Raw genomic sequence first — 21,344 nt, forward strand, 5'->3', positions numbered from 1 at the left:
TTTTATCTGCCGACTGTGCCGGTGGAATTAATCAATTTGTCGAGCAGTTCATCAAAAGTAGTCATAAAACGCGCAGCGGCACTATAAGCATGCTGGAATACGAGCATATTCGACATTTCTTCATCCAGTGATACTCCGCTGACAGATTGGCGACGGGAGTTTACCTGCTCTACCAGATAATCTGAGTTATCAGTCTGACGTGCAGCCTCTTGTGATTGAATACCTAGCTGACCCACCATGGAGCCAAGAAGCCCACCAACAGTATTGCTAATGCTACCGTCCGGCGTAGTGAATTTACTATCCTTGAGGTTCGTCAATAAAAGAGCCAAGGTGTTATTTCCTTTAACGACCTGCGTGTTGCCAGCTGCATCTACAGTAGTACGCAGTGAGGTTGCGAATAAACTAACATCCGCAGCAATTTCCGGATTCAACTTGATCGTTCCAGCGTCACCAGAGGTTACAAAGAAATCACGGCCGGAGCTTCCATCCATTGCATAACCTAACTTGTGAAGTCCGTTCAAGCCTTTAACAATGGTCTTGGCGTCCTCATACATTGTTGCTCCCTTAGGCATAGCCTGGCCTGCAGCCAATGTAACTACGGTGCCATCTGCTTGTGTAATCTTAGCATCAGTAGTCAACACCGTACCTTCAGGAAGATTTGAACCTGCCGGTATTGTAATTTCAACATCACCAGTAGCAATCGTACTTGCCATATCATTGAGTTGTTTCTTGTAGTCGGTAACATAAGTATTTTTGGAGAAAATCATTCCGTAAGCCTCTCCGCCCTTCAAAGTACCGGCGGCGTAAGCATTATTAAGAAATGCGCTATCTACGTTTGCAGTAACTTCTCCGCCCTCTACCAATGGCTGTCCACCCAGAGAAACGTTATAACCAGCTTCCGTCTCCACAACGGTAATATTAGCAATCTTGGATAGCTTGTCCGCCATCAGATCGCGTTGATCGCGTAAATCATTTGCCTGATCGCCCATACCTTCGATCTTATAGATCGATTTATTCAAGTCTGCGATAGCGGTCAGGTAACCCTGAGCTTCTTTGGCTTTAACGTCAATATTAGTAGCTAGATCCCGATCGAGATTATCTAATTGTGTGCTCATATAATTCATAGCATCAGTCAAAGATTGTGCAGTTTGCACTACAATCTTACGAGCAGTAGGATCTTCAGGGTTCTTACTAAGGTCAGACCAGGATTTCCAGAAGTTATCCAGTACCGTACGAATACCTGTATCCGATGGTTCATTAACAATCGCTTCTAGTTTAGAGAGGGTATCTGCTTGAAGTTTCCAGTTTCCAAATGCAGAATTCTCACCACGGTACTGATCATCCAGAAACATTTCCCGAATCCGATCGATAGACGAGAATTCCACCCCAGTACCCATTTGACCAGGAACAGTAGATTTATTAAATCCGTACGCTTCAATAGGTAAAGCGGCCTTCATATTAACACGTTGACGGGTATAACCCTCGGTATTCGCATTAGCGATATTATGTCCAGTTGTATTAAGAGCTGCGGTCTGAGTAAAAAGGCTGCGTCTCGCGGTCTCTATCGAGTGAAATGTGGATGTCATGCTTCTTACTCCTCCTTATGTTCTGCTCCAGCAGAACACTTCATCAGTACAATTCTAGCCTCGTGCATCAAAAATCCCCGACCGATTTACGATATTTCCCTTATCGGACGGACGATGATATGTGATATCCTGATTCGGTCTTCCGACCAGCAGATCCAAAGAATAATCTATAAAAGTAAGCGACTGCTCTATCAGCTTCTGATTAAGCTCATTTGCTTCTTTCAGGCGGTGTAAAGTGCCAGAAAGCTTCTGCTGAATATGCAGCAGTCGTGCCTTGTCTTCAGGGTCAAATATAAGTCTGGACAGCTCAGTTAGGTTCAGGTTCAGGTTGGAACGAATACCCACGCCTTGCAGAACGGTATATGCTGCCGCGATTCGCTGTTCCTCGAGCTGTCCAATCAGTTTCATTAACTTGGACTCACGGTTCAGGATGTCGATTAATGCATCCACCTTGTTGTCCATAATCGTCTGTTTTTTCTCAGCGGCCAGCTCCAGCATTTGGTTATGTACTTCGTCCAGCCGCTCCAATAGTTCTATTAATGTTGTCAATGCCATGGATGGTTTCACCTAATTCTCGGAGAATTGCTTAAAGTAAGGGGCGAGTTTCTCTGCTAGCTTAGCTGCATCTACTTGATAGGTACCTGCGGAGACCTGTTGCTTCAAACTGTCGATCTTAAGTGCACGTTCAGCATCATTACCAGAATTCTGTGCTTGCAAGAGCTGAATTGCTTCATCAGAGATCGAAACCTCATCCTTGCGTGAACTTTTCTTCATTTGTTCCTGCCTTTGCGCGTCGGCGCTGCGTTGATACGGATTAATCGCGTTAATTCGTCCGGTCTCGTTAATTTTCATAACTTCACCTTCCTTCTAATATAAAAAAGCCGATAATCTTTACTAAGTTTATCGGCGTAGACTGAAACATTCTTTATAGCTGCAAACGTTTTTTTGCAGAATTTATAGGCCACGCAGCTTATCTATGGCGCGATATGCGCCGTCTGTTGTCTTTTTGGTAGTATCCTCAGCAGCACTTTCCTTGGCGGCACTGGAAAGATCCTTCCTTAGCCGACTACGGCAGCTGTCGCACATATGCCCATCGCGAATCAGTGTTCCACACACCTCGCAAGGATACATCATATTAGGAGCATTAGCTATAGATATCCGGCCCTCTCGAATAAAGCGGGTGATCTCCTTAATCGAAATTCCCGTAGCATCGGACAGTTCTTGGATGTTGGTTCCTTTGTTCTCCCGCAAATAATTCACGCAGATCTCATATTCATGCTCCAGATCTTTGATGCAGGGCTGGCACAAACCCATAAGATTCTTGACAAACAACCGGCCGCACCTTGGACAATTGTCTAGATTCATAACAAGCAGCCGCTCCTCTCCGTACATTCTGTACAATGCATAATATCCTCATGCTCCTAGATTACATGATTGCAGAGAATTCGTCTATGGGACGGAAGAAACGCTATTAAGCGTATGAATCTCCTTAAATAATGAATGGAGATGTACACAATCATGCATTTCTCTCTCCTTAGGAACGTGCCCAAGTTAAGCTATAGACCTCAACCGTATAACCATAATCTGAACCCATTTGTTGTATGATCTCAGCGCACGCACGAATGGTACTGCCCGTCGTATAAATATCATCAACAATAATAATCCGAACAGAATGATTTAGAGGTGCCTCCCTTTTCAGCCAATCTGCAAATTGTGCTGTTACTGCCGGATTCTCTGCAAAAGCGTGTTTCATATCGGTCAGTCGTTCCGCTCGGCTCTTAAAGCTTTGTTTTCCGGTATGGTGTGTACGGATCAGCAGCGGAAGCTGGGGAACCTTCCTACGTCTAGACAAGACATCAGCCAGTCTCTCCGCTTGATTAAACCCCCGTTCCATTAGCCGAGAATCACTGACAGGCACTGGCACTAACAAATCAGCAGACCAAGAGCCGTATTGTATATCTTTTTTATTTTTGAAGTAATGAATGATAGATGATTTCTGAGTTAAAAAAACACTCTGTTTCTCTTCTTTCAAGGTTAGATACGCTCTGTCCAGCATGAGACCAAGTAAAAGGGCGTATCGTTCATTGCCTCGATATTTATACTGACCCAACCATTCCCTCATAACGCTTGTGTAGGCTACTGCACTCCGGTTACAAATAATCGGTGATTGTTCATTACTACGGGAACAGTCAGGACAACCGACATGCCGACCACATTTCAGGCAACGAGGGGAACGTATCCAAGGAATAGATTCTACGCAAGTTTTGCAAACTCCAGGAAATTGTGAGGACCCAGGGTTGCGCTTGCCGCAAGTTAAGCATGGTGTTACGGAAGGGGATAAGAATGCCTGAGATTTAGTTAACCATGAGAACAGAGAATTCATCTCGACACATCCTTACTGATATATCCTTTGCGGCGAGCGATAATGTTCATAGTTCGGATCTGGGAGATTGCTCCACGTTGGGATCGGGTCCATTGTGGAGAGGCAAATACAACACGCCCAGCAGGATCATCTTTAGATCTCCCGGCACGCCCCGCCATCTGAACCAAGGAGGCTTCGTCAAAAAGATCGCTGTCCGCATCCAAAATAAATACATCGCTGCGAGGCACTGTAACTCCTCGTTCCAGAATCGTAGTCGTTACTAATAAGGAGATCGCGCGGCTACGGAAAGCAGTTACCTTCTCTGTCCGGAAGGGATCTTTGGAGGAAGTACCTTCGATGACTACGCCGGGAAAGCTCCGACGAAGCAGATCCAGTAATCCTTCAATATGTGCAATACGCGACACAAAACAAAAGATTTGCGCCTCTCGCTCGAGCGACTTACGAAGCGTATGTATGAGAGATCTAGGTACCATCCCACGCTTTAGGCATGTTTGAACGGATGTCATGGTCAAATGCTGCGGCACAGGCAAAGGATGACCATGGAAACGGACAGGTACTCTAGCATGTGGAAGTCTGCCTGACCGAACCAACCGCTGCATTTCTTGTGGTGGTGTGGCTGATAAGTAGATAAAAGATCCATTTGCTTTACAGGCTTGTTCGGCAGCATAAGCCAACATAGGATCATTGTGATAGGGGTACGCATCCAGCTCGTCAATGATTACGAGATCAAAGCTTCGATGGAAGCGCAGCAACTGGTGGGTAGTCGCGAGCGTTAAGCGACCACCCACCCAGCGTTCTGCGCTGCCGCCGTAAAGCACGGCGAGAGTCTCCGCCGGGAAAGCTTTGGCGAGCCGCGGAGCGAGCTCGAGTACGACGTCGCGCCGCGGCGTCGCTACGAGCGCCCGCCCACCGGCGGCGAGCACAGCCTCTAGGAGCGGGAAGATCATCTCTGTCTTCCCGGCTCCCGTCACCGCCCAGAGCAGGAACCGCTCTGGGCACGCTTTGGCGGAGCGCTCACGCCGCTCCGCCAGAAAACCCAGCGCAGCGCCAGCGGCTCCCGCCTGCGCTGGGCTTAACCCCCACCGGCCTGCGGCCGCGGTGGGGTCAAGGACGGCCGTGCTGCGCACGGCCGGAAGCGCTGCGCTACGCAGCAGCAGCGCGCAAGCCCGGCTGCGCCCAAGTGCGAGGCAGGCCTCGCAATAGGCGCAGCCCATAAGGCCGCACGCGGCGCATGCCGTGCGGCCGGTCGGGGCGCTGCCGCAGCGCAGGCAGCGCGAAACCGCGCGGCGGGCGACAGCGCCGCGCCACCACACGTGCGGCAGGCTAGCCGCCGCACGCGCCAGAGCGCCAGCACCTGCAGGGAGCTGGCGGGCCCGCGCCCCATGCGCAGCCGGGGCGTGACTACCCACGGCGGCTGTCAGCTGCAGCCGCCCCTGCAAATGCGCCAGTTGTGCCGCCTGGCGCCAACGACCTGTCAGCGCCGGCAATTCCTCTGCCAGCAGCGCTTCTATTTCCGGTTGCAATAGTGAGCGCCCAGCCACCGCCCACGATAGTTGTTCTGCCTCCGATTCAAGTAAAGCATAATCGAGATCATATCCTCTGCAATCATTGTTCTTCTTTTCCTGTTCTATACATACCTCTCTTTGCTCAGAAAGCCGCCATAACGAAATCCCATCATAAAGCAATTCTTCCTTCGCAATTCCTCCTACCTCCCTTTCCTCTTTCAACTCAGGCTCAAGGACATTACTCACATATTGCCCCAGCTCCTCATCCCCCCTCTTTGTTTGAAGGAATCGCGTAGCTTCACCGCCCACCCCAGCGGTAGCGCAGGAGATAATAAGACCAGCTTGTCCACCGTTACTAAACCCCTACCTTGGCTCAACGAGTTAGCGCTGGACCACCACCATCTATCTACTGTAAGGTCTAAAGAAATCCATACACTCCAGATGCCCCTACATTCCAAGGCATATACAGCAGCTCGCATAAAACCCGCCTCCTTAACTCTCACCATTAATCACTCTTGCTTACACCACTTCCCTTACCGTAAACGCAAAAAGCACACTCCCCCATTTCTTGGAGAGTGTGCTTCACCCGTAACTTACATATTTACTTAAGATCTGTCGTGCTTTGATTCGCATCCCCTACTTCCTGCCATCCCCATAAAAGGCAACGAGCCAGACTGCCCTGACAACCGCAAGTCTACCACAATCCCTTGTTGCAGCAACTCTTCTTCACTCACCTGAAAAGTGTACATAGATGTTGCAAGATCGACAGAGCAGCCACTATCTGCCATCCTGGAAACAATTCCAAGGGTTCCATCGCTTGAGCCATCATCCATGAACGTTACTCGAAATCGTTTTCCGGTTAAAAAAGCTTGAAATGTCAGCGCTCGAATGTACCATTCCACAACAGATGCATGATTGCGGGTAATGAAAATATAATGAATCCATTTCACGGACTGCGGTGTCTGCCGCACCTTCTGCCGATTATGCAGCATATGAATAATCACTGCAGCGGATACATAAACAACCGCAATCCATATCAACTGGGCTACCATGGAGATGCACCTCCTCTGTATACCAACACTATATGCCGGCTTTAAAAGGTCGGTGACTGCCCAGAGTTCCTATCAAGCATAAACGCCTTCGGCGTCCTTGAAAGGACGGTAAGCGTTTAAGCGAGAAATATAAGACATAAAGTATGGTGTGAAACTTATACTTTCTTATATTTTATAGAAACAAGCTGTGCTCTCCTTGATTTGATTCCTATATGTAACGTAAATCTGTAGATATTTTTATAAAGTTACCCAACCATATTTGATCGAGTTAATTACAGCTTGCGTACGATCATCAACTTCCATTTTTTGCAAAATGCTACTCACATGGTTTTTGACCGTTTTTTCACTAATAAATAAATACTCACCGATCATTTTATTACTCTTACCTTCCGCCATTAGGCGCAGAACTTCCGCTTCACGACGTGTTAGAGGATTGTTGTCACCGGCTACAAATTTAACACCGGCTTCCTTCACTACTGTATCCGCAGCTACTCCAGTCTCATTAAGGTAAGTCATGCGCCGCAATTGATTGATTAGCTTTCCGGTAACCTTTGGATGGATAAAGGCGTGCCCCTCACAGACCGAACGGATCGCATTAATAAGGGATTCAGCCTCCATATCCTTCAGTAAATAACCATTGGCCCCTTTACGAAGGGTTTCAAACACATAACTCTCATCATCATGAATCGATAAAATAATAACCTTAACCTCTGGGAACATTTCCCGCAGTTTTTGAGTAGCCTCCACGCCATTCTCAATAGGCATATTAATATCCATCAGTACGATGTCTGGTTTAGTTCCGTTACAGAACTCCAATACCTGGATACCGTCACCACATTCACCGATGACTTCGATATCCTCCTCCATATTCAAAATACGTTTCAGCCCTTCACGAAAAAGCTGATGATCATCCGCCAAAAGAACTTTAATGGGCGTTTTAGTAGAGTTTAAGTTCTCCATCACATTACTCCTTCCCTTTCTCCACGTTCGTCGGAATGTGGATCACGATTGTTGTCCCCTGATTCTCGGCTGATATGATTTCCATTCTGCCTTCAAGCAGCTCTACACGTTCCCGCATACCAACTAGCCCGAAGCTTTCACGATTGCCCTGCGGATTCTTTAATTTCTGCACATTAAAACCTAATCCATTATCCTTAATCACAATCTTAATTAACTGCGCTTGGTAAGTAATCTCTACCAATACGAAACTCGGGTAGGCATGTTTAGCTGCATTAGACAAAGCTTCCTGGACCAATCGGTATACCGCTGCCTCCATGGCTGAAGATAGTCGATGTTCCTGACCTCTGGTTTCCAAGGTCGTCCTCAGCTTCGTCTTCTCCTCAAAATCATGCACATATTTCCGCAAAGTCGGAATTAATCCCAAATCATCGAGAGCCATCGGTCGTAAATTAAAGATGACCTTACGCATTTCTTCCAGGCTGTATCGAACCTGTCCTTTCAAATCTATTACTTCGTCCTGCACCAACCCAAATTCCTGCTTTACCAGCATTCTTTCTACAATTTCCGTCCTAAGGACTAGATTCGCCAGCATTTGAGCAGGACCATCATGAATTTCCCGGGCAATTCTCTTCCGTTCTTCCTCTTGAGCCAGGATTATCTTGAGTCCTATCATCTGTCTGTTCTTCGCAGATTCGACAATTCTCGTCACCTGACCTAGTTCTCCCGACAAATATTCGAGCACTACGCTCATTTGCGAACCAATTGACTCTGCACGTTCTACAGAATTTTCGACACTGCGCACTCGCATTTGTAATTCATCACGTCTTGATCGAAGATAGACCTCTCTCTCACGCGTCATCATGAGTTCGAGCTGTAGCTCCGTAGCCTTCTCATAGGCTATACGAATATCCTTCTCTGAGTAGCGGACAAAGTCCCGGCTGACCTCTGTCAGCCGGATTCTGGAGCGGTGATACTGCAGCTCTAGTTTGTCTACCTTTTTCAATGTCTCATCCGTTTCGTCCATGACCCGCTGCAGTTCTTTGTTGAGTGCAGCAAGTTCATCACGCGCAACCTGCAATATTTCAAAAATCTGATACTTGCTGCTCTCCATCACGTCGATGGTATTTTTAATGACGCGATCAATCGCATCGGCTTGAAATTCCACGGATGCTTGCCCCTTTTCTATCGAATCGTTTTAAAGGTTTTCCTTTATATTAACATATCACGATTCGATAGTTACGGTCTTCGTTTTCTGTTCCCATTTTACAGTTAATCCTAGCTGTTCAGAAACTAGTCTTAACGGTACTAAAGTCCTACCTTGTAAAATGATTGGTGCTACTTCAGCACTCTGACGTTTACCATTCAGCAGATATTCTTTTTTATTTACGGTAAGATCCAGTGCCTTGGCTCCGCGTAATACCATGATCTTCTTATTCACCTGATCCCAAGTAGCACTGCCTCCGAAAGCATCAAGTACATACCGAATTGGCACATAGGTACTGCCGTCTTTTACAATTGGAGCTACATCAATAGCTTTCTTATTTCCATTTACAGTCATTGCTTTCGGGCCAATGCTCATAGAAGCCGTACCTTTTGGTAAGCCCGCATCACTGGAAAGTGAAGGCATTGTAAAGGTGATATTATCAAAGGCAACTGTACCTGTCTTCGCCCGTTCATCTTGACCTTCCTCTACATTGACTACATAAAGTCTCTTCAGCGTAGCTGGGAATTTAATACCTGAGCCTGACAAGTCGATGTTAATGTTCTTCCATCCGTTCCAATCGATAATCTTTGCAAGATCTACATAAGCTGTAGCTCCGCTGTTGTCTACAAACTCAGCACGCAGCCAATTCAAGCTCATATCGCCCATCACATCAACCGACATCGAGGTTGCAAGCGCTGGAACTGTTTTTCCACTTGTACCATTAAGCTGGGCATAAGCATACATTTTTCCGCTTCCAGCCGTCATATCATAACTGAGTGACAGTACCTTAGAGCCTACTCTTTCGGCTGTTCCATCAACTATTGCTGCAGTACCCTGTACTGCTGGAACATTAGTCGTAAAGTTGATTGGATAGCTTACCTTCTCAAAATCTTCCCATGTTGTAGCCGCTGCTGTCGATAATACAACCACTGCACTAAATCCATCATAACGAGCAATAGCATAACCTGTAGTTACCCCTGCATCTACAGAGTTTACAGTAAGCTTGCCATCTTTCACGGCTCCCTTAAACCCTACAAACTCCCACTTCAGGGCTGAATCTGGAACATTAATAGTTGCTCCACTCTTCGTAGCTGCCGTAACAGGCACAGACACAGTGGTTCCGGCTGTCAGCGGTGCTGTAGCTGTACCTACACTCATACTGGACAGATCATTGCCACCCAGAACTGTAACGGTTGTAGAGGCGCTTGCCGAGCCACTTTTAGCTGTTAAGGTGACGGTACCTGGCTTCACTGCCGTAACTTCTCCTGCATTTACAGTTGCGCTTCCTCCACTCGATACCCAAGTAGGATTACCTGCCGCTACATCAATAGGGTTATAGTAAGTGTCATAACCTTTTAAAGAATACGTAGCCTTTTGGCCAACTAGCAATGCAGAACTTCCACTAATCTTGATTCCCTTCACTTCACCTTGAGGAGCGTTAGTATAGACACCAAGCGCATTAACGATGCTACGTTGCTCTGTGCCATACTCTGTATTAAACGTGAGTGTAGTCGAGGTTTCGCCGAGGGGCCTGTCTACCATCGTTGTAGAGCCGCCTCCATCGAGATTAAGACCCTTCCAGACTCCAATATTCGTCATAAATGATTGCAGTTCGGTTAAAGACATTCCTGAACTATTTCCATTTTTTTCAGCCGCTATGATATATACATATCGTCCATCCTGTGAGTAACCTAAAGCCGTACGTGCACGATAGCCACCAATACTGCTAGTTGATCGCGAAAACGTTGCTGCTTTCCCGTTATTTACTAGAATTGTATGTCCGCCGATCATCGTTTGCAGATTCGCAGGATCGAGCGATTGCTGAGTAGTCTTGGATTTCAAAGAATACTCGCTGGTAACAGGTTGTCCTACTGCCAAATGCGCAGTAACATATCGTGCGGCTAAGCCATGTGCCCGTAAAATATAAGCTCCCTTAGGAACCGCCGTAGGAAGTGCAGCATTCTCTGAGATTTGAGTAACTACACCATTCTCAACAAGTACCTCAGTTGGAGTGGTAGAGCTATTTTTAGGACGATCAAGAGCAGTCCATACATCTGTGTAGATATACATAGCATTAGCATGACTATAAGTCGAGCTTCCGCCTTCAGGGCTATAAGCACCTTTATTGATACCGGAGATCTCAAACTGTGCGCCATCTGGTGCGGTTACCATCCCCTCGAAGCTGTACTCGTCAATAATAGGTTTACGATCTTTTGTCACTGCAAAGGCATACATTCCATTCAATTGTGAAGGGGTAGACACCAGTACTCCACCTGATACTTGTCCACCGATTGGAGCACCCTCACCGCCTGTATTAAAATAATCTCCATTTACAGCAGCTACGGCTCCAGTTTCCTTAGCCATTCCACCAGTACTTTGCCGTGTAGTCAGGTTTCCGCCTTTACCCGTCATCACATCTAAAGAAACATATGGGTTGTTAAGATCTACTCGAATAACATCCGCAAGCCCAGAAGCACTCGCTCCAGAACGTGTAGTAGTATATTTATATTTCATCATAATGGCGCCCGAAGTAATCACTTCTTCTCCCAGCTTACTTACTTTAAAAGGAGCTGTGGCTGCAGCTGCGATTGGTGCAGACCCCTGACCAAACAGCATCATACCTTCACTGCCGATTACGGGCATAATCCATAACACACCAGCCAATGAAGCAGCAATCCACTTTTTAGTGGAAGATAATCTTATTCCCCGTACAACATCGCTACTCTTCTTCTCCATGAAAACTTCATTCATTTCAACGTAACTCTCCCATCTCTTTTGTACTCTATCAGTCCATATCAATGTCTGGAAACTGGTTCCTATTTTTCTAGTACTCTTTTAATAGACTGAAAATAAGCCAAAAAGTTGCGAAATTGAGAGATTTCAAGCTTTATAGAGTCGAAATTGTCATAATTAGACGACAAAAAAAAGCCCGGCATAATTGCCGGACTTTACCAATTGATTCTTTGGTTACAAGAGTTGTTTACAGGTAATCTGCCTGTTTCAGCATCCGCTGCAGCATCACGGCAGCTTGAGCACGGGTGGCATTGCCCTGAGGCTGGAACTCACTTGCTGTCATGCCCAAAATTATCCCTGATTGCACTGCCTTGGCGACGAACTCAGCGCTTTGATTCTGAATCTTCGACTTATCCTTGAATTTTGCAAGCGTTGAGGCAGAAGTACCGCTTAGCGTAATAGGATGATTGGTATATTCCATCGCACGGATCATCATAATCGCCATCTGCTCGCGTGTTATATTATCATTCGGACGGAAGGTCCCGTCCGTATTCCCTGTAATAACTCCTGCTTTAGCCGCTGCACCAATGTAGTCTCCAGTTTGTGTGGAAGGCTGCACATCCCGGAAGCGTTGCGCGGTCTCACGATCTCCCAGCAAACCTAAACCGCGACTAAGCATAACAGCAAACTCAGCACGGGTAATTTTTTTCTCTGGATTAAATGCACTACCGTAGCTGCTATCTATAATATTCTTAGCGGTAAGTTCAGCAACAATCGCATTGCTCCAATGCTTACCCATATCCGTAAAGGTTCGGGTGGACAAAAAGGTCCCTAATATCTGATTACCAGCGGTACGAGCACGGATAACCGTATAGTTGCCGACCGTACTGACTTTTGTAGGTAGATAAGCCGCATCGTAATAGGAGAGGTCTAATCTGGCCGCAGATGTTTGCGCACTATTTAATGAAGAAGTAGTACGTACGGTATATTCTCCTGGTACTGTCAGTGCCTTGGCATTCGCATAATTATCACTAATTATTGCTGTCACCCGGACATCCATAAGACTTGTAATGGTTCGCATCCCCATCGTTTGTAGCTTTTGCTCAAAAGGTGTAAATGTGCCTGCTGGAACTTTATCCAAGCGGAACACAAGTGAAATATTTTTACTATCTGAGATCAAGCTACTTGCAAGTCCGCTCATATCAATATCATTGAGTCCCACACTAAATAGGTTATCTCCATGTCGAATCATAAACTTTGTATTTTTATTACGGTTCACCGCGTCGAGCAATGGTTTTAGCGGAACGGTCACAAAAGCTGCTTGTTCCGTGGAAGGAACCTCAAATGCCAAAATATCATTATTCATCTTAGACAGATATTCATAACTGGCAGCTATTCGATCTGCATTTAAAGTATATCTTTTTAGAGACTGATTATATAAAGAGCGGTCATCCACAATTTGCGAAGAATCACTCTTTAGTAGTGCATACTCTTTACCAAACTCACTCGTTGCAAGTGTTCCTAGATAGGATGGACGATTTCCAGATCCGGTTGTCACGCCTGTCAGATTCTGAACTGACAGTGCAGAGAATGACGACAGTACATTACCACTGAAATCCTTAATCGTACCGGCACCAGACATATAGGATAAGTCCACTGTTTGGCCGGTCTTTACAACAGAGGATAACGTTATTTTTAGAATATTGCCGGAGATATAGTAGGATTGCACACCCAAGCTGCTGCCATCTGCTCTAACTCCAAACTGATTGGCGTAGAGGGAACCGGATGCTTGCATATTCTTTGCAAAAGTAACAGTTAGCTCGTCTCCTGAAACGGTCGCTGAGTTAATCTCCGGTATGGTAGTACCGCTGTTTTCTGAGATGGATACAGGCTGTAGGTTAATATACGCTGCCCGATTGCCATTCAAATCGCTTATCCCGGCAGAACCCGGCACATAAGATATGGTCACATTCTGATTAACTGTCAGCGCAGTCTGAAGCGTTAAAGTAACCTGAGTGCCGCTAACCGATACATTAGTCACATAATTAGGCGTGCTGCCCACTAACACAGAGAACTGACTATTCAGCGGGAGACTGGTTGTAGACAAGCCTTCATTATAATTCAAAATGATCTTAGTGCCGCCTCCGGTTGCACTTTGGAACACTGGCGGAATGGTATCGTTGCTGTTACGGATATTAAAATCAGTAAAGTCCGCAATATTTTGTCCATAAGAATTCTGCAAAGGATACGACCCTGCATAATAGGACACCCGGACGTTCTGTCCATTTGATGCTTCACTACTCAATGTTAAATATACTGTACTGCCGCTGGAACTTATCGAGTTGACTCCAAGTGAGCTTCCATCTGCAATCACTGAGAACTGGTTATGTGCGTAATAGGAAACCGGTTTTAATGTGTCATTAAAATTCAACACTACAGATCTACCCGTGATTCTCCCGTCTTTAGGTGTCGGCATGGAGGACTCGATAGAGTTCGTAATCTGTTTATCGCTAAAAGTGCTCGCTGCATTTCCGCTTGGGTCTTGAATTGTCCGCAGTCCGCCATTATAGCTGACCTTCACAATCTGCCCAACAGCTACTCCTGTACTCAATACCAGATAAGCGCTGTCTCCTTGAATATAGACACTTTCAATCGCTCGATTCTCGTCATTGACCGTAACTCCAAAGCTTGAAGTCAGCAGCGCTATGGATGAATTGAGCGTCTCATTATATTTCAGACGAATGGTTCGGTTATTCTCAAGCTGTGCAGATGTGAGCTGTGGAGCTGTTTTGTCCAGAGACAAGGTCTTGAAGCTCCATGAATTTTTACCGCTTAATCCTTCATATAGAACGTTAGCATCACTTGCATCTACAAAAGCCCCTTTGGCGATGTCAATGTAATACGTTGAATCACTATCTAACGCTACGGAAGGTGTGATGATATATTCTTTAGCTGTGCTGGTACTCCGAGTAACGTTAACCGGCACCTGAGACCCCCCACTTTTATATAGAGCCACACCACTAGCCACAGCGCTGTTGTAATTCACATCCCGATTAAATGCGATCGAAAAGGATCTGTTATTCGCTATAGATTCACTTCGGTCAGATGGATTCAATGCACTTACGCCAAGTCCAGTCAAAGATACCGTTGTGAAGGTCCAAGTGTAAGCACCCGAGGCAGGGAATACATTTCCATCTTGGTCATAAAAAGCACCTTGGGGGATGGTAACTGTATATTGCGTGCCATTTAGCAGAGGTGAGGCTGCTGATGCCGGATTCAATGTTATGGTTCTGCTGCTTCCTCCAGTAACCGCTGGCGAGTTCACATTAAGCCATCTCGTTCTAGCATCGTTAGCAGCCCCTGGGGACACCGTAATCACACCTGATGCAGGCATCATAGGACGGTCAAAAGTAAGCTGTAGCGCTCCTGTGGTAGATACACCACCTGTACCGTTAGCCGGTGATGGAGTCATCGGAATCTCAGCTACACCTTTTGTAGAAAAACTCCATACATTTCCGCTAGAAATACCAGAAAATGTTCGATTATCAACATCCTTAAAAGCGTAGGAATCAATGAGAACATAATAATTCCCTCCGGCTCCCAAGGCTTTATCCAACGATAATTTAACTGTTGTAGAGCTAGCATCAGTTTGAACGTTAACTCTGGTGTCATCATCCTTAATTCTGAACTCTTGCACTGTTGTATTATCTGCTGAGGACAGGACTCGGATAGAGCCTCCACCTTTTAACAGCTGCTTATTTAGTGTCAGACTAAGTTCCTTTAAACTCCCGGCATCTACTCTTGCATTACTAGCCGGTGAGAAGTTACCTGCGGTAATAGCCGTATTACTCTCAGGAGCAGTGGTAAATGCCCATGAAGTAAGTCCTGATTCATTCCCCTCATTATCTTTGAACAATCCTTTGGGAATTGTGACCGTGTATGCCTTATTTGGAGTAAATTGTTGGTTTGGACCTAACTTAAGCTCGTAGTCTTTTGAACTACCAATTAAACCATAGCCACCAATAGGAATCGTTACAAAAGGTGCACTATCACCCTGTCCCGTGATGGTAATTTCTCCAGCCTGTGGGTTGACTTGACGGTCAAAGCTTAGTTTAAGAGATGATCCTATATTTACATAGGTTGCTCCAGGTGCTGGTGACACGCTTATGCCAAATTCCGCTGCAGCATGCACTGCCGATATTCCGATTCCAATAGAAGGATACCCTGTTCCAAGTACCAGTTCTCCCGCTAGAAAAAGCGCCGTCCATATTGAAATTTTTCTTTTCATGCCGTGATAGACTCCTCTCAAACCATACTAACGTCTTTATGTATATTCTTATATTTCGGTTAAAGGGCTTACAAAGTTTAGTAGTCTACTTCTCTATGATTAGAATCAATCCTAATTCTGTTCATTACATAAAAATAGCCCGCACAGTCGACACTAAGTGCCAACTTGCGGGCCTAACGTATTATAAGAACGTATGATTAACTACAATCCAGCCTGATCTCTAAGTAATTCTGCTTTATCTACTCGTTCCCATGGAAGATCTACATCCGTACGTCCGAAATGGCCGTATGCTGCAGTCTGTCTATAGATCGGTTTACGCAAATCAAGCATGGAGATGATCCCCGCAGGGCGAAGGTCAAAGTTGTTGCTGATCAGTTGAACCATCTTTTCTTCACTGATTTTACCTGTTCCGTATGTATCCACATTAATCGAGACAGGAGTAGCCACACCAATGGCATAAGCAAGCTGAATCTCACATTTATCAGCCAGACCTGCAGCTACTAGATTCTTCGCTACATAGCGAGCTGCATAGGCAGCAGAACGGTCCACTTTAGTTGGATCCTTACCAGAGAATGCACCACCGCCATGACGAGCATATCCGCCATACGTATCAACGATAATCTTCCGTCCAGTCAGACCGGCATCCCCTTGAGGACCACCAATAACAAAACGTCCGGTTGGGTTAATAAAGTACTTGGTTTCGGAATCGAGTAGTTCCGCAGGAACAACTGGCATAATTACATGTTCTTTAATATCAGCCTGAATTTGTTCAAGAGAGATTTCCTCCGCATGTTGTGTGGATACTACGATAGCGTCCACGCGTACAGGCTTCTCATCTTGATATTCAATCGTAACTTGTGTCTTTCCGTCAGGACGCAGATATTCCAATGTTCCGTTCTTACGAACCTCAGACAAGCGACGAGCAATACGGTGAGATAAAGCGATCGGTAGCGGCATCAGTTCTGGTGTCTCATTCGTAGCAAAACCGAACATCAACCCTTGATCACCCGCGCCAATATTTGCCGTTTCTTCAGCCACTTGTGCTGGATCACGGTGCTCTAGTGCAGAGTTTACACCCTGAGCAATATCAGCTGACTGCTCATTAAGTGAGCTCAACACTGCACAAGTATTATAATCGAAACCATATTTTGCACGTGTGTAGCCAATTTCTTTAATGGTGTTGCGTACGATGGCAGGAATATCTACATACTCAGATTTGGTACTGATTTCCCCGATCACCAAAACAAGACCAGTTGCTACTGCTACTTCGCAGGCTACACGTGCATTTGGATCATTAGCTAAAAATGCATCCAATACCGCATCGGAAATCTGGTCACAGATTTTATCCGGATGCCCCTCCGTCACGGACTCGGAAGTAAACAAATGACGCCCTTTAATAGACAAGTATAACAACCTCCCTTATGGTTAGTCTGACACTGTATAAGGAGTTCCTTTATAATCACACAGGCCAAATAAAAAAAACTATAAAACAAAACAACTCAGAAGCCTGTTTCTTTTTATGAAGGATGATTGCAGTATTTCATGTTTATATTCACTAAACTCTTCAAAAAATGAACCTTTCCCATATGGAAAAGGTCTAAGGCTTTCCTCAAAAGTCATATTATCTTATTTGGGAGGTGGTGTCAATTACTCCGAAACCCCTCCAACACAGTATAAATATTGATTTCGCCGTACGAAAAAGCAATATCAGATAGGATATATAAGAGTCCCTATACCCTGATATTATTGAAAAAGAGACTGTTCGGCTTGCTTAATGAGTCTCTTCGTGATTTCTCCGCCAACAGAGCCATTATCTCTTGAACTAAGATGTCCAAGATACTGGCTACGGCCAGAACCACTACCTCCGATTGCCCCTAATTCAGAAGCAAACTCCGTGTCTGCTCCGCCTCCATAGTGCGCTCCATATAAACCAAATTCAGCCGCAATCTCATATTGCATTTGCTTCAACATTGCCCGACTTTCTGGTACCACTGTACGATTGTTACGTGCCATGTTACAGCACCTCCTGTGAATTTGTAAGATTACAGGAATATTGTGCGTTCAATATCTACTCTTCAATCGCGCCAATGATTTGTAACTTTGGAAATCAGTTTGAAGGTATGATCAAGTACTTTTAAGGGCATTATGAATATATAATTACAAATTATTTCAGTGTATAACCACCGCGAACCATAACAACAAGACCAAGGGTTTGTCCTGTTTGAACAGTAATACCACGACCATCGCGAGGGAAGGATAATAAATGGTTAGATGGCGCAGCTACTCCATTTGCAAGATCTTTACCATCTGTTAAATCAGCCACACCGTTTGCATCCTGAGAGTAGATAACCGCTTTACCCGCACGAACAATAAATTCAGCACCTGCGGAAGCAATTAGTGTTTGACCTGGCTTTACATCGACAATTACGGATTCATTACCACTAGTTGTTGGAGCTGTGGTTGCTGTTGGAGCTGAGCTAGGACTCGGAGTAGCTGTAGCTACTGGAGCTGTACCTGTACCACCTGTAAGTGCTTTCTGAATTTGCTGATCTACATAGCTTTTGGTAACCACTGGATCATCTGCTGTGCCAGGCTGTGAACCAACACCTGCACCTTCAGCAGTAACATTCAACAGTGATCCAGCCCATACACCACCAGCCAGTAATATAGCAGCTGTTGTTACTTTCCATACCGATTTCAATGAAGTTCCTCCTCTTGAGTGGGGATAAATGCCTATAAAAAAAGAATAGCCTCCGAAGAGGCTATTCTTGCTTCGTAAAGGAAGCTAATTATCTTACAGTGATTGAAGTTTCACCTGTAACAACGTTGCCATTACCATCTGTGAAGGTAGCATCTTTAGCTACTTTTACAATAAGAGAATCAGCAGTGCTCAAGTCGATTGACTTAGCTTTAGTTGCATCAGTGTAGAATGCCAAGTGAACTTTACCATTGTCACTACCTGTACCAGGTTCAACAGAAACGAATGGTGTAACACCTTTGCCATCAACAACCAAGGTAACTACAAAGTCTTTAGCTTCAGGTTTAACGTTAGTACCAGAAGTTGAAGTTGCAATACCATTGGAGAAGGACAATGTCAAGTAGTTGTTTTGAACACTGTTAATAATAGCTTCAGTCAATTTCGGAGCAGTTTTATTAACAAGAGTGTCCGTTGTAGAAGTTTTTCCAGGAACGCTTTCGATTCCATTTCCTGCAGCGTCTGTAATACCTACAACTTCAAACTTATAAGCTTTAGTTTCTGTGATTCCACTTACTGGAACAAACACGCGAACTGTAGCTGCTGTTGGTTTAGTAACATCTCCAACTGAATGTGACACGATTGCATAAGATCCAGAAGGTAGAGCATTACCATTCAGAACATAACTATTTGGATCGCGAAGTGATGCTACATTCAATCCAGAATCACCAGTAGCATTATCAGTAGCTTCTACAGTGTACAGATGATATCCAGGTTGAGTGATATCAGTAATTGATGCTTTTTCATATGTTACGGATGTAACAACTGGTCTCTTAGAATCATTAGTAGTAACTTTTTCAGCAGTCAAACCAATTGTAGTTGCTGCAGACTTGTTAGGGTCTTTAGCCAAGTCGGATACCAAATTCGCTGCAATGCGAAGTGTATAGTCACCACTTAAACCAACAACTTTAGGGAAGGTAACTTTTGCACCTTTTTTAACAGCGCCAGTAGTATCAATTGTAACTAGTTTACCAGTGGAATTCTCAATTGCACTGACAGCTGCTCCCAGATAGTTAATATCTTCGCTGAAAGTAACCACAAGACCCTTAGAGCCATAAGTAGCACTTACTACAGTTGGAGCAGTAGTATCTTTAGTCAATGTGATAGCTTGGGACAGGCTTGATCCAAGTGTGTTACCCAAAGTATCTTTCACAGCAGATCCAAATACCAATGTACCAGTGAATGTGTTGGAGCTTGGGAAAGCAAAGTTGCTAGGCACTTGCAATTTAATTGTGTCTCCATTGGAGTCAGAATTAACATACATGTTACCAACTTTATCTCCATCAGCTTTCAACAAGGAAACATTACCCTTCAAAGAAGAGAAGTTTACTTTCTTGTCGAATTTAACATTTACATATTGATCACTAACAGGCGTGATGCTAACGATCTTCGGAGCTGCTGTGTCAGTAGTTACAGTAACACTTGTTTTGATTGTGCTTGCTACGTTACCAGCAAAGTCAGTTACGTTAGTCAAGGAAACATCATATGCTGTACCTGATTTCAGATCAGCATTTGTAGTGATTTTAAATGTGTCAGCGGAGTCTCTTACGATCGAAACTAGTGAGCCATTAACAGTTGCAGTGATACCGTATTGTTTAACAGGTTCGCTGAATTGAACATAAATTTCTTTAGTAGTGTCTTTAGCTACAGAGTTGATAGCTTTTACTGTTGCAGCAGTTGTATCAGCAACATTCAACAGAGTAGTGTAAGTAGCAACCTTTGTTCCAGCGGTTGTCAGAACATCATCACTTACTACTACAGTGTATTGACCTTTCAAGTAATCAAGTTCTTTAGCATTCAAGGTAACTGTCAGTTCAGTACCAGCTGTGTTCAGGCTTGCATCAGATCCTGCAACTGTTACAGCTTGACCGCTAACCGGTACTACCTTAACAGTGTCAGCAAGCAATTTGCCGTCTTCAATTACAGAATCAGTACTGATTGCACGGTTGAATTTAATAACAACTTGTTTAGCGTTTGGAGCTTCTACTGAAAGAACCTTAGGAGCTGCCAAAGTTACTTTAGTTGTGTAGTCATGATTGTTGTGTTTGAAGGAAATTGAAGTTTCAACGCCTTCTACAAGTGCTGTAGTCAAAGTTACAGTAGTAGTAGTTTTGTCAGAGAAAGTTACAACTACGCTAGTTGGGCTTACTGCTTCTGCAGAAGCTACAGTAGGAGCTGCTTTCAATTGATCAACTGCATATGCTGTTTCAACTACCAAAGAACGGCTAGCGTTAGCTTTGAAGTTAGTGTCTTTAGCAATCAGACCAGCATCGATTACTGCTTGAGCATAACCTTTAGCCCATGCAGATGCACTGTTGTCGCTTGTTGCTGGTGCTTCAAGTTTCAAAGCGCGGAACAATACAGCCGCTACTTCTTCAACAGTTACTTTACCGTTGTAGTCGAAGATACCTTTAACAGTATCTTTACCTTGCATCAAGTTAGCTGCAGTAACAGCTTCGATGTAAGGAACTGCCCAGTTACTAGCGTTGTAACCTTTGTCTTTGTAAGACAATTTGTTAGTTACTTCAGTAAGATCGAACAATTTAGTAACGATCTTCGCGAATTCAGCGCGAGTAAGATCTTTTTCAAGGTGAGCTTGACCATCTGGGTACCCATTGAGAATACCTTTTGCTGCCAAAGCGTCAAATTTTTGTTGCGGAGTTGCTGCTGCGTCACCAAACGCTACAGAGGCAAACATCGAGAATGCCATTGCTGTAGATAATGCTACGGATAAAATTTTCTTCATAACCTTTTTTTCTCCTCCTTGGACGTTCATAAACTGAGATTTTTCTTTAGTTGAGTAGCTCGTGTCACTCATTAGCCGATGCACCCCCTTTCCAGAGTTGAGCAAATTAAGTATAAATAATGTCTGTGACGG

General features: G+C 44.8%; 17 protein-coding genes. All 17 read right to left on the reverse strand.

From position 1 onward, the window contains the following. Positions 1 to 2: 2 nt before the first annotated feature. The gene (gene flgK, locus ACDZ28_RS05875; RefSeq protein WP_042131338.1) at positions 3 to 1,586 is read right to left on the reverse strand and encodes a flagellar hook-associated protein FlgK; all 1,584 of its coding nucleotides are present in this window, start codon (positions 1,584 to 1,586) and stop codon (positions 3 to 5) included. 54 nt (positions 1,587 to 1,640) lie between these two features. After that, a complete protein-coding gene (locus ACDZ28_RS05880) occupies positions 1,641 to 2,141 on the reverse strand; it encodes a flagellar protein FlgN (protein ID WP_375104200.1) in 501 nt (166 codons plus the stop codon). Positions 2,142 to 2,153: 12 nt separating this feature from the next. Beyond that, positions 2,154 to 2,438, reverse strand: coding sequence for a flagellar biosynthesis anti-sigma factor FlgM (gene flgM / locus ACDZ28_RS05885; RefSeq protein ID WP_375104201.1), 285 nt, complete (start codon positions 2,436 to 2,438; stop codon positions 2,154 to 2,156). Between the two features lie 102 nt (positions 2,439 to 2,540). After that, on the reverse strand, positions 2,541 to 2,951 hold the full coding sequence (locus tag ACDZ28_RS05890; RefSeq protein WP_341115464.1) for a TIGR03826 family flagellar region protein: 411 nt from the start codon (positions 2,949 to 2,951) through the stop codon (positions 2,541 to 2,543). Between the two features lie 169 nt (positions 2,952 to 3,120). Beyond that, positions 3,121 to 3,708, reverse strand: a complete 588-nt coding sequence (locus ACDZ28_RS05895) for a ComF family protein (RefSeq protein WP_375104202.1) — start codon at positions 3,706 to 3,708, stop codon at positions 3,121 to 3,123. A 257-nt stretch (positions 3,709 to 3,965) separates the two neighbouring features. After that, complete coding sequence (locus ACDZ28_RS05900; protein ID WP_375104203.1) at positions 3,966 to 5,183, reverse strand: helicase-related protein; 1,218 nt, start codon at positions 5,181 to 5,183, stop codon at positions 3,966 to 3,968. A gap of 187 nt (positions 5,184 to 5,370) precedes the next feature. Further along, positions 5,371 to 5,517, reverse strand: a complete 147-nt coding sequence (locus tag ACDZ28_RS05905; protein WP_331281344.1) for a hypothetical protein — start codon at positions 5,515 to 5,517, stop codon at positions 5,371 to 5,373. Between the two features lie 199 nt (positions 5,518 to 5,716). Beyond that, entirely contained in the window at positions 5,717 to 5,953 is a 237-nt protein-coding gene (locus ACDZ28_RS05910) for a hypothetical protein (RefSeq protein WP_375104204.1), read from the reverse strand. A gap of 126 nt (positions 5,954 to 6,079) precedes the next feature. Next, entirely contained in the window at positions 6,080 to 6,526 is a 447-nt protein-coding gene (locus ACDZ28_RS05915) for a glycosyltransferase family A protein (RefSeq protein WP_375104205.1), read from the reverse strand. Between the two features lie 237 nt (positions 6,527 to 6,763). Beyond that, positions 6,764 to 7,486 (reverse strand): response regulator transcription factor, encoded by a 723-nt coding sequence (locus ACDZ28_RS05920; protein WP_042131342.1) that lies wholly within the window; start codon positions 7,484 to 7,486, stop codon positions 6,764 to 6,766. Positions 7,487 to 7,490: 4 nt separating this feature from the next. Further along, the gene (locus ACDZ28_RS05925; protein WP_042131343.1) at positions 7,491 to 8,651 is read right to left on the reverse strand and encodes a sensor histidine kinase; all 1,161 of its coding nucleotides are present in this window, start codon (positions 8,649 to 8,651) and stop codon (positions 7,491 to 7,493) included. A 57-nt stretch (positions 8,652 to 8,708) separates the two neighbouring features. Further along, positions 8,709 to 11,441, reverse strand: a complete 2,733-nt coding sequence (locus ACDZ28_RS05930) for a stalk domain-containing protein (protein WP_375104206.1) — start codon at positions 11,439 to 11,441, stop codon at positions 8,709 to 8,711. A gap of 229 nt (positions 11,442 to 11,670) precedes the next feature. After that, complete coding sequence (locus tag ACDZ28_RS05935; protein ID WP_375104207.1) at positions 11,671 to 15,711, reverse strand: Ig-like domain-containing protein; 4,041 nt, start codon at positions 15,709 to 15,711, stop codon at positions 11,671 to 11,673. 201 nt (positions 15,712 to 15,912) lie between these two features. Further along, positions 15,913 to 17,115, reverse strand: a complete 1,203-nt coding sequence (gene metK / locus ACDZ28_RS05940) for a methionine adenosyltransferase (protein ID WP_042131346.1) — start codon at positions 17,113 to 17,115, stop codon at positions 15,913 to 15,915. Positions 17,116 to 17,454: 339 nt separating this feature from the next. Then, entirely contained in the window at positions 17,455 to 17,724 is a 270-nt protein-coding gene (locus ACDZ28_RS05945) for an alpha/beta-type small acid-soluble spore protein (RefSeq protein ID WP_042131347.1), read from the reverse strand. A gap of 151 nt (positions 17,725 to 17,875) precedes the next feature. Next, positions 17,876 to 18,412: a hypothetical protein gene (locus tag ACDZ28_RS05950; protein WP_375104208.1), complete on the reverse strand. Its 537-nt coding sequence runs from the start codon at positions 18,410 to 18,412 to the stop codon at positions 17,876 to 17,878. A gap of 88 nt (positions 18,413 to 18,500) precedes the next feature. Next, positions 18,501 to 21,284 (reverse strand): Ig-like domain-containing protein, encoded by a 2,784-nt coding sequence (locus tag ACDZ28_RS05955; RefSeq protein ID WP_375104209.1) that lies wholly within the window; start codon positions 21,282 to 21,284, stop codon positions 18,501 to 18,503. Between the last annotated feature and the right edge of the window lie 60 nt (positions 21,285 to 21,344).

The sequence above is a fragment of the Paenibacillus sp. RS8 genome (genome assembly GCF_041956825.1).
Taxonomy (GTDB): Bacteria; Bacillota; Bacilli; order Paenibacillales; family Paenibacillaceae; genus Paenibacillus_AQ.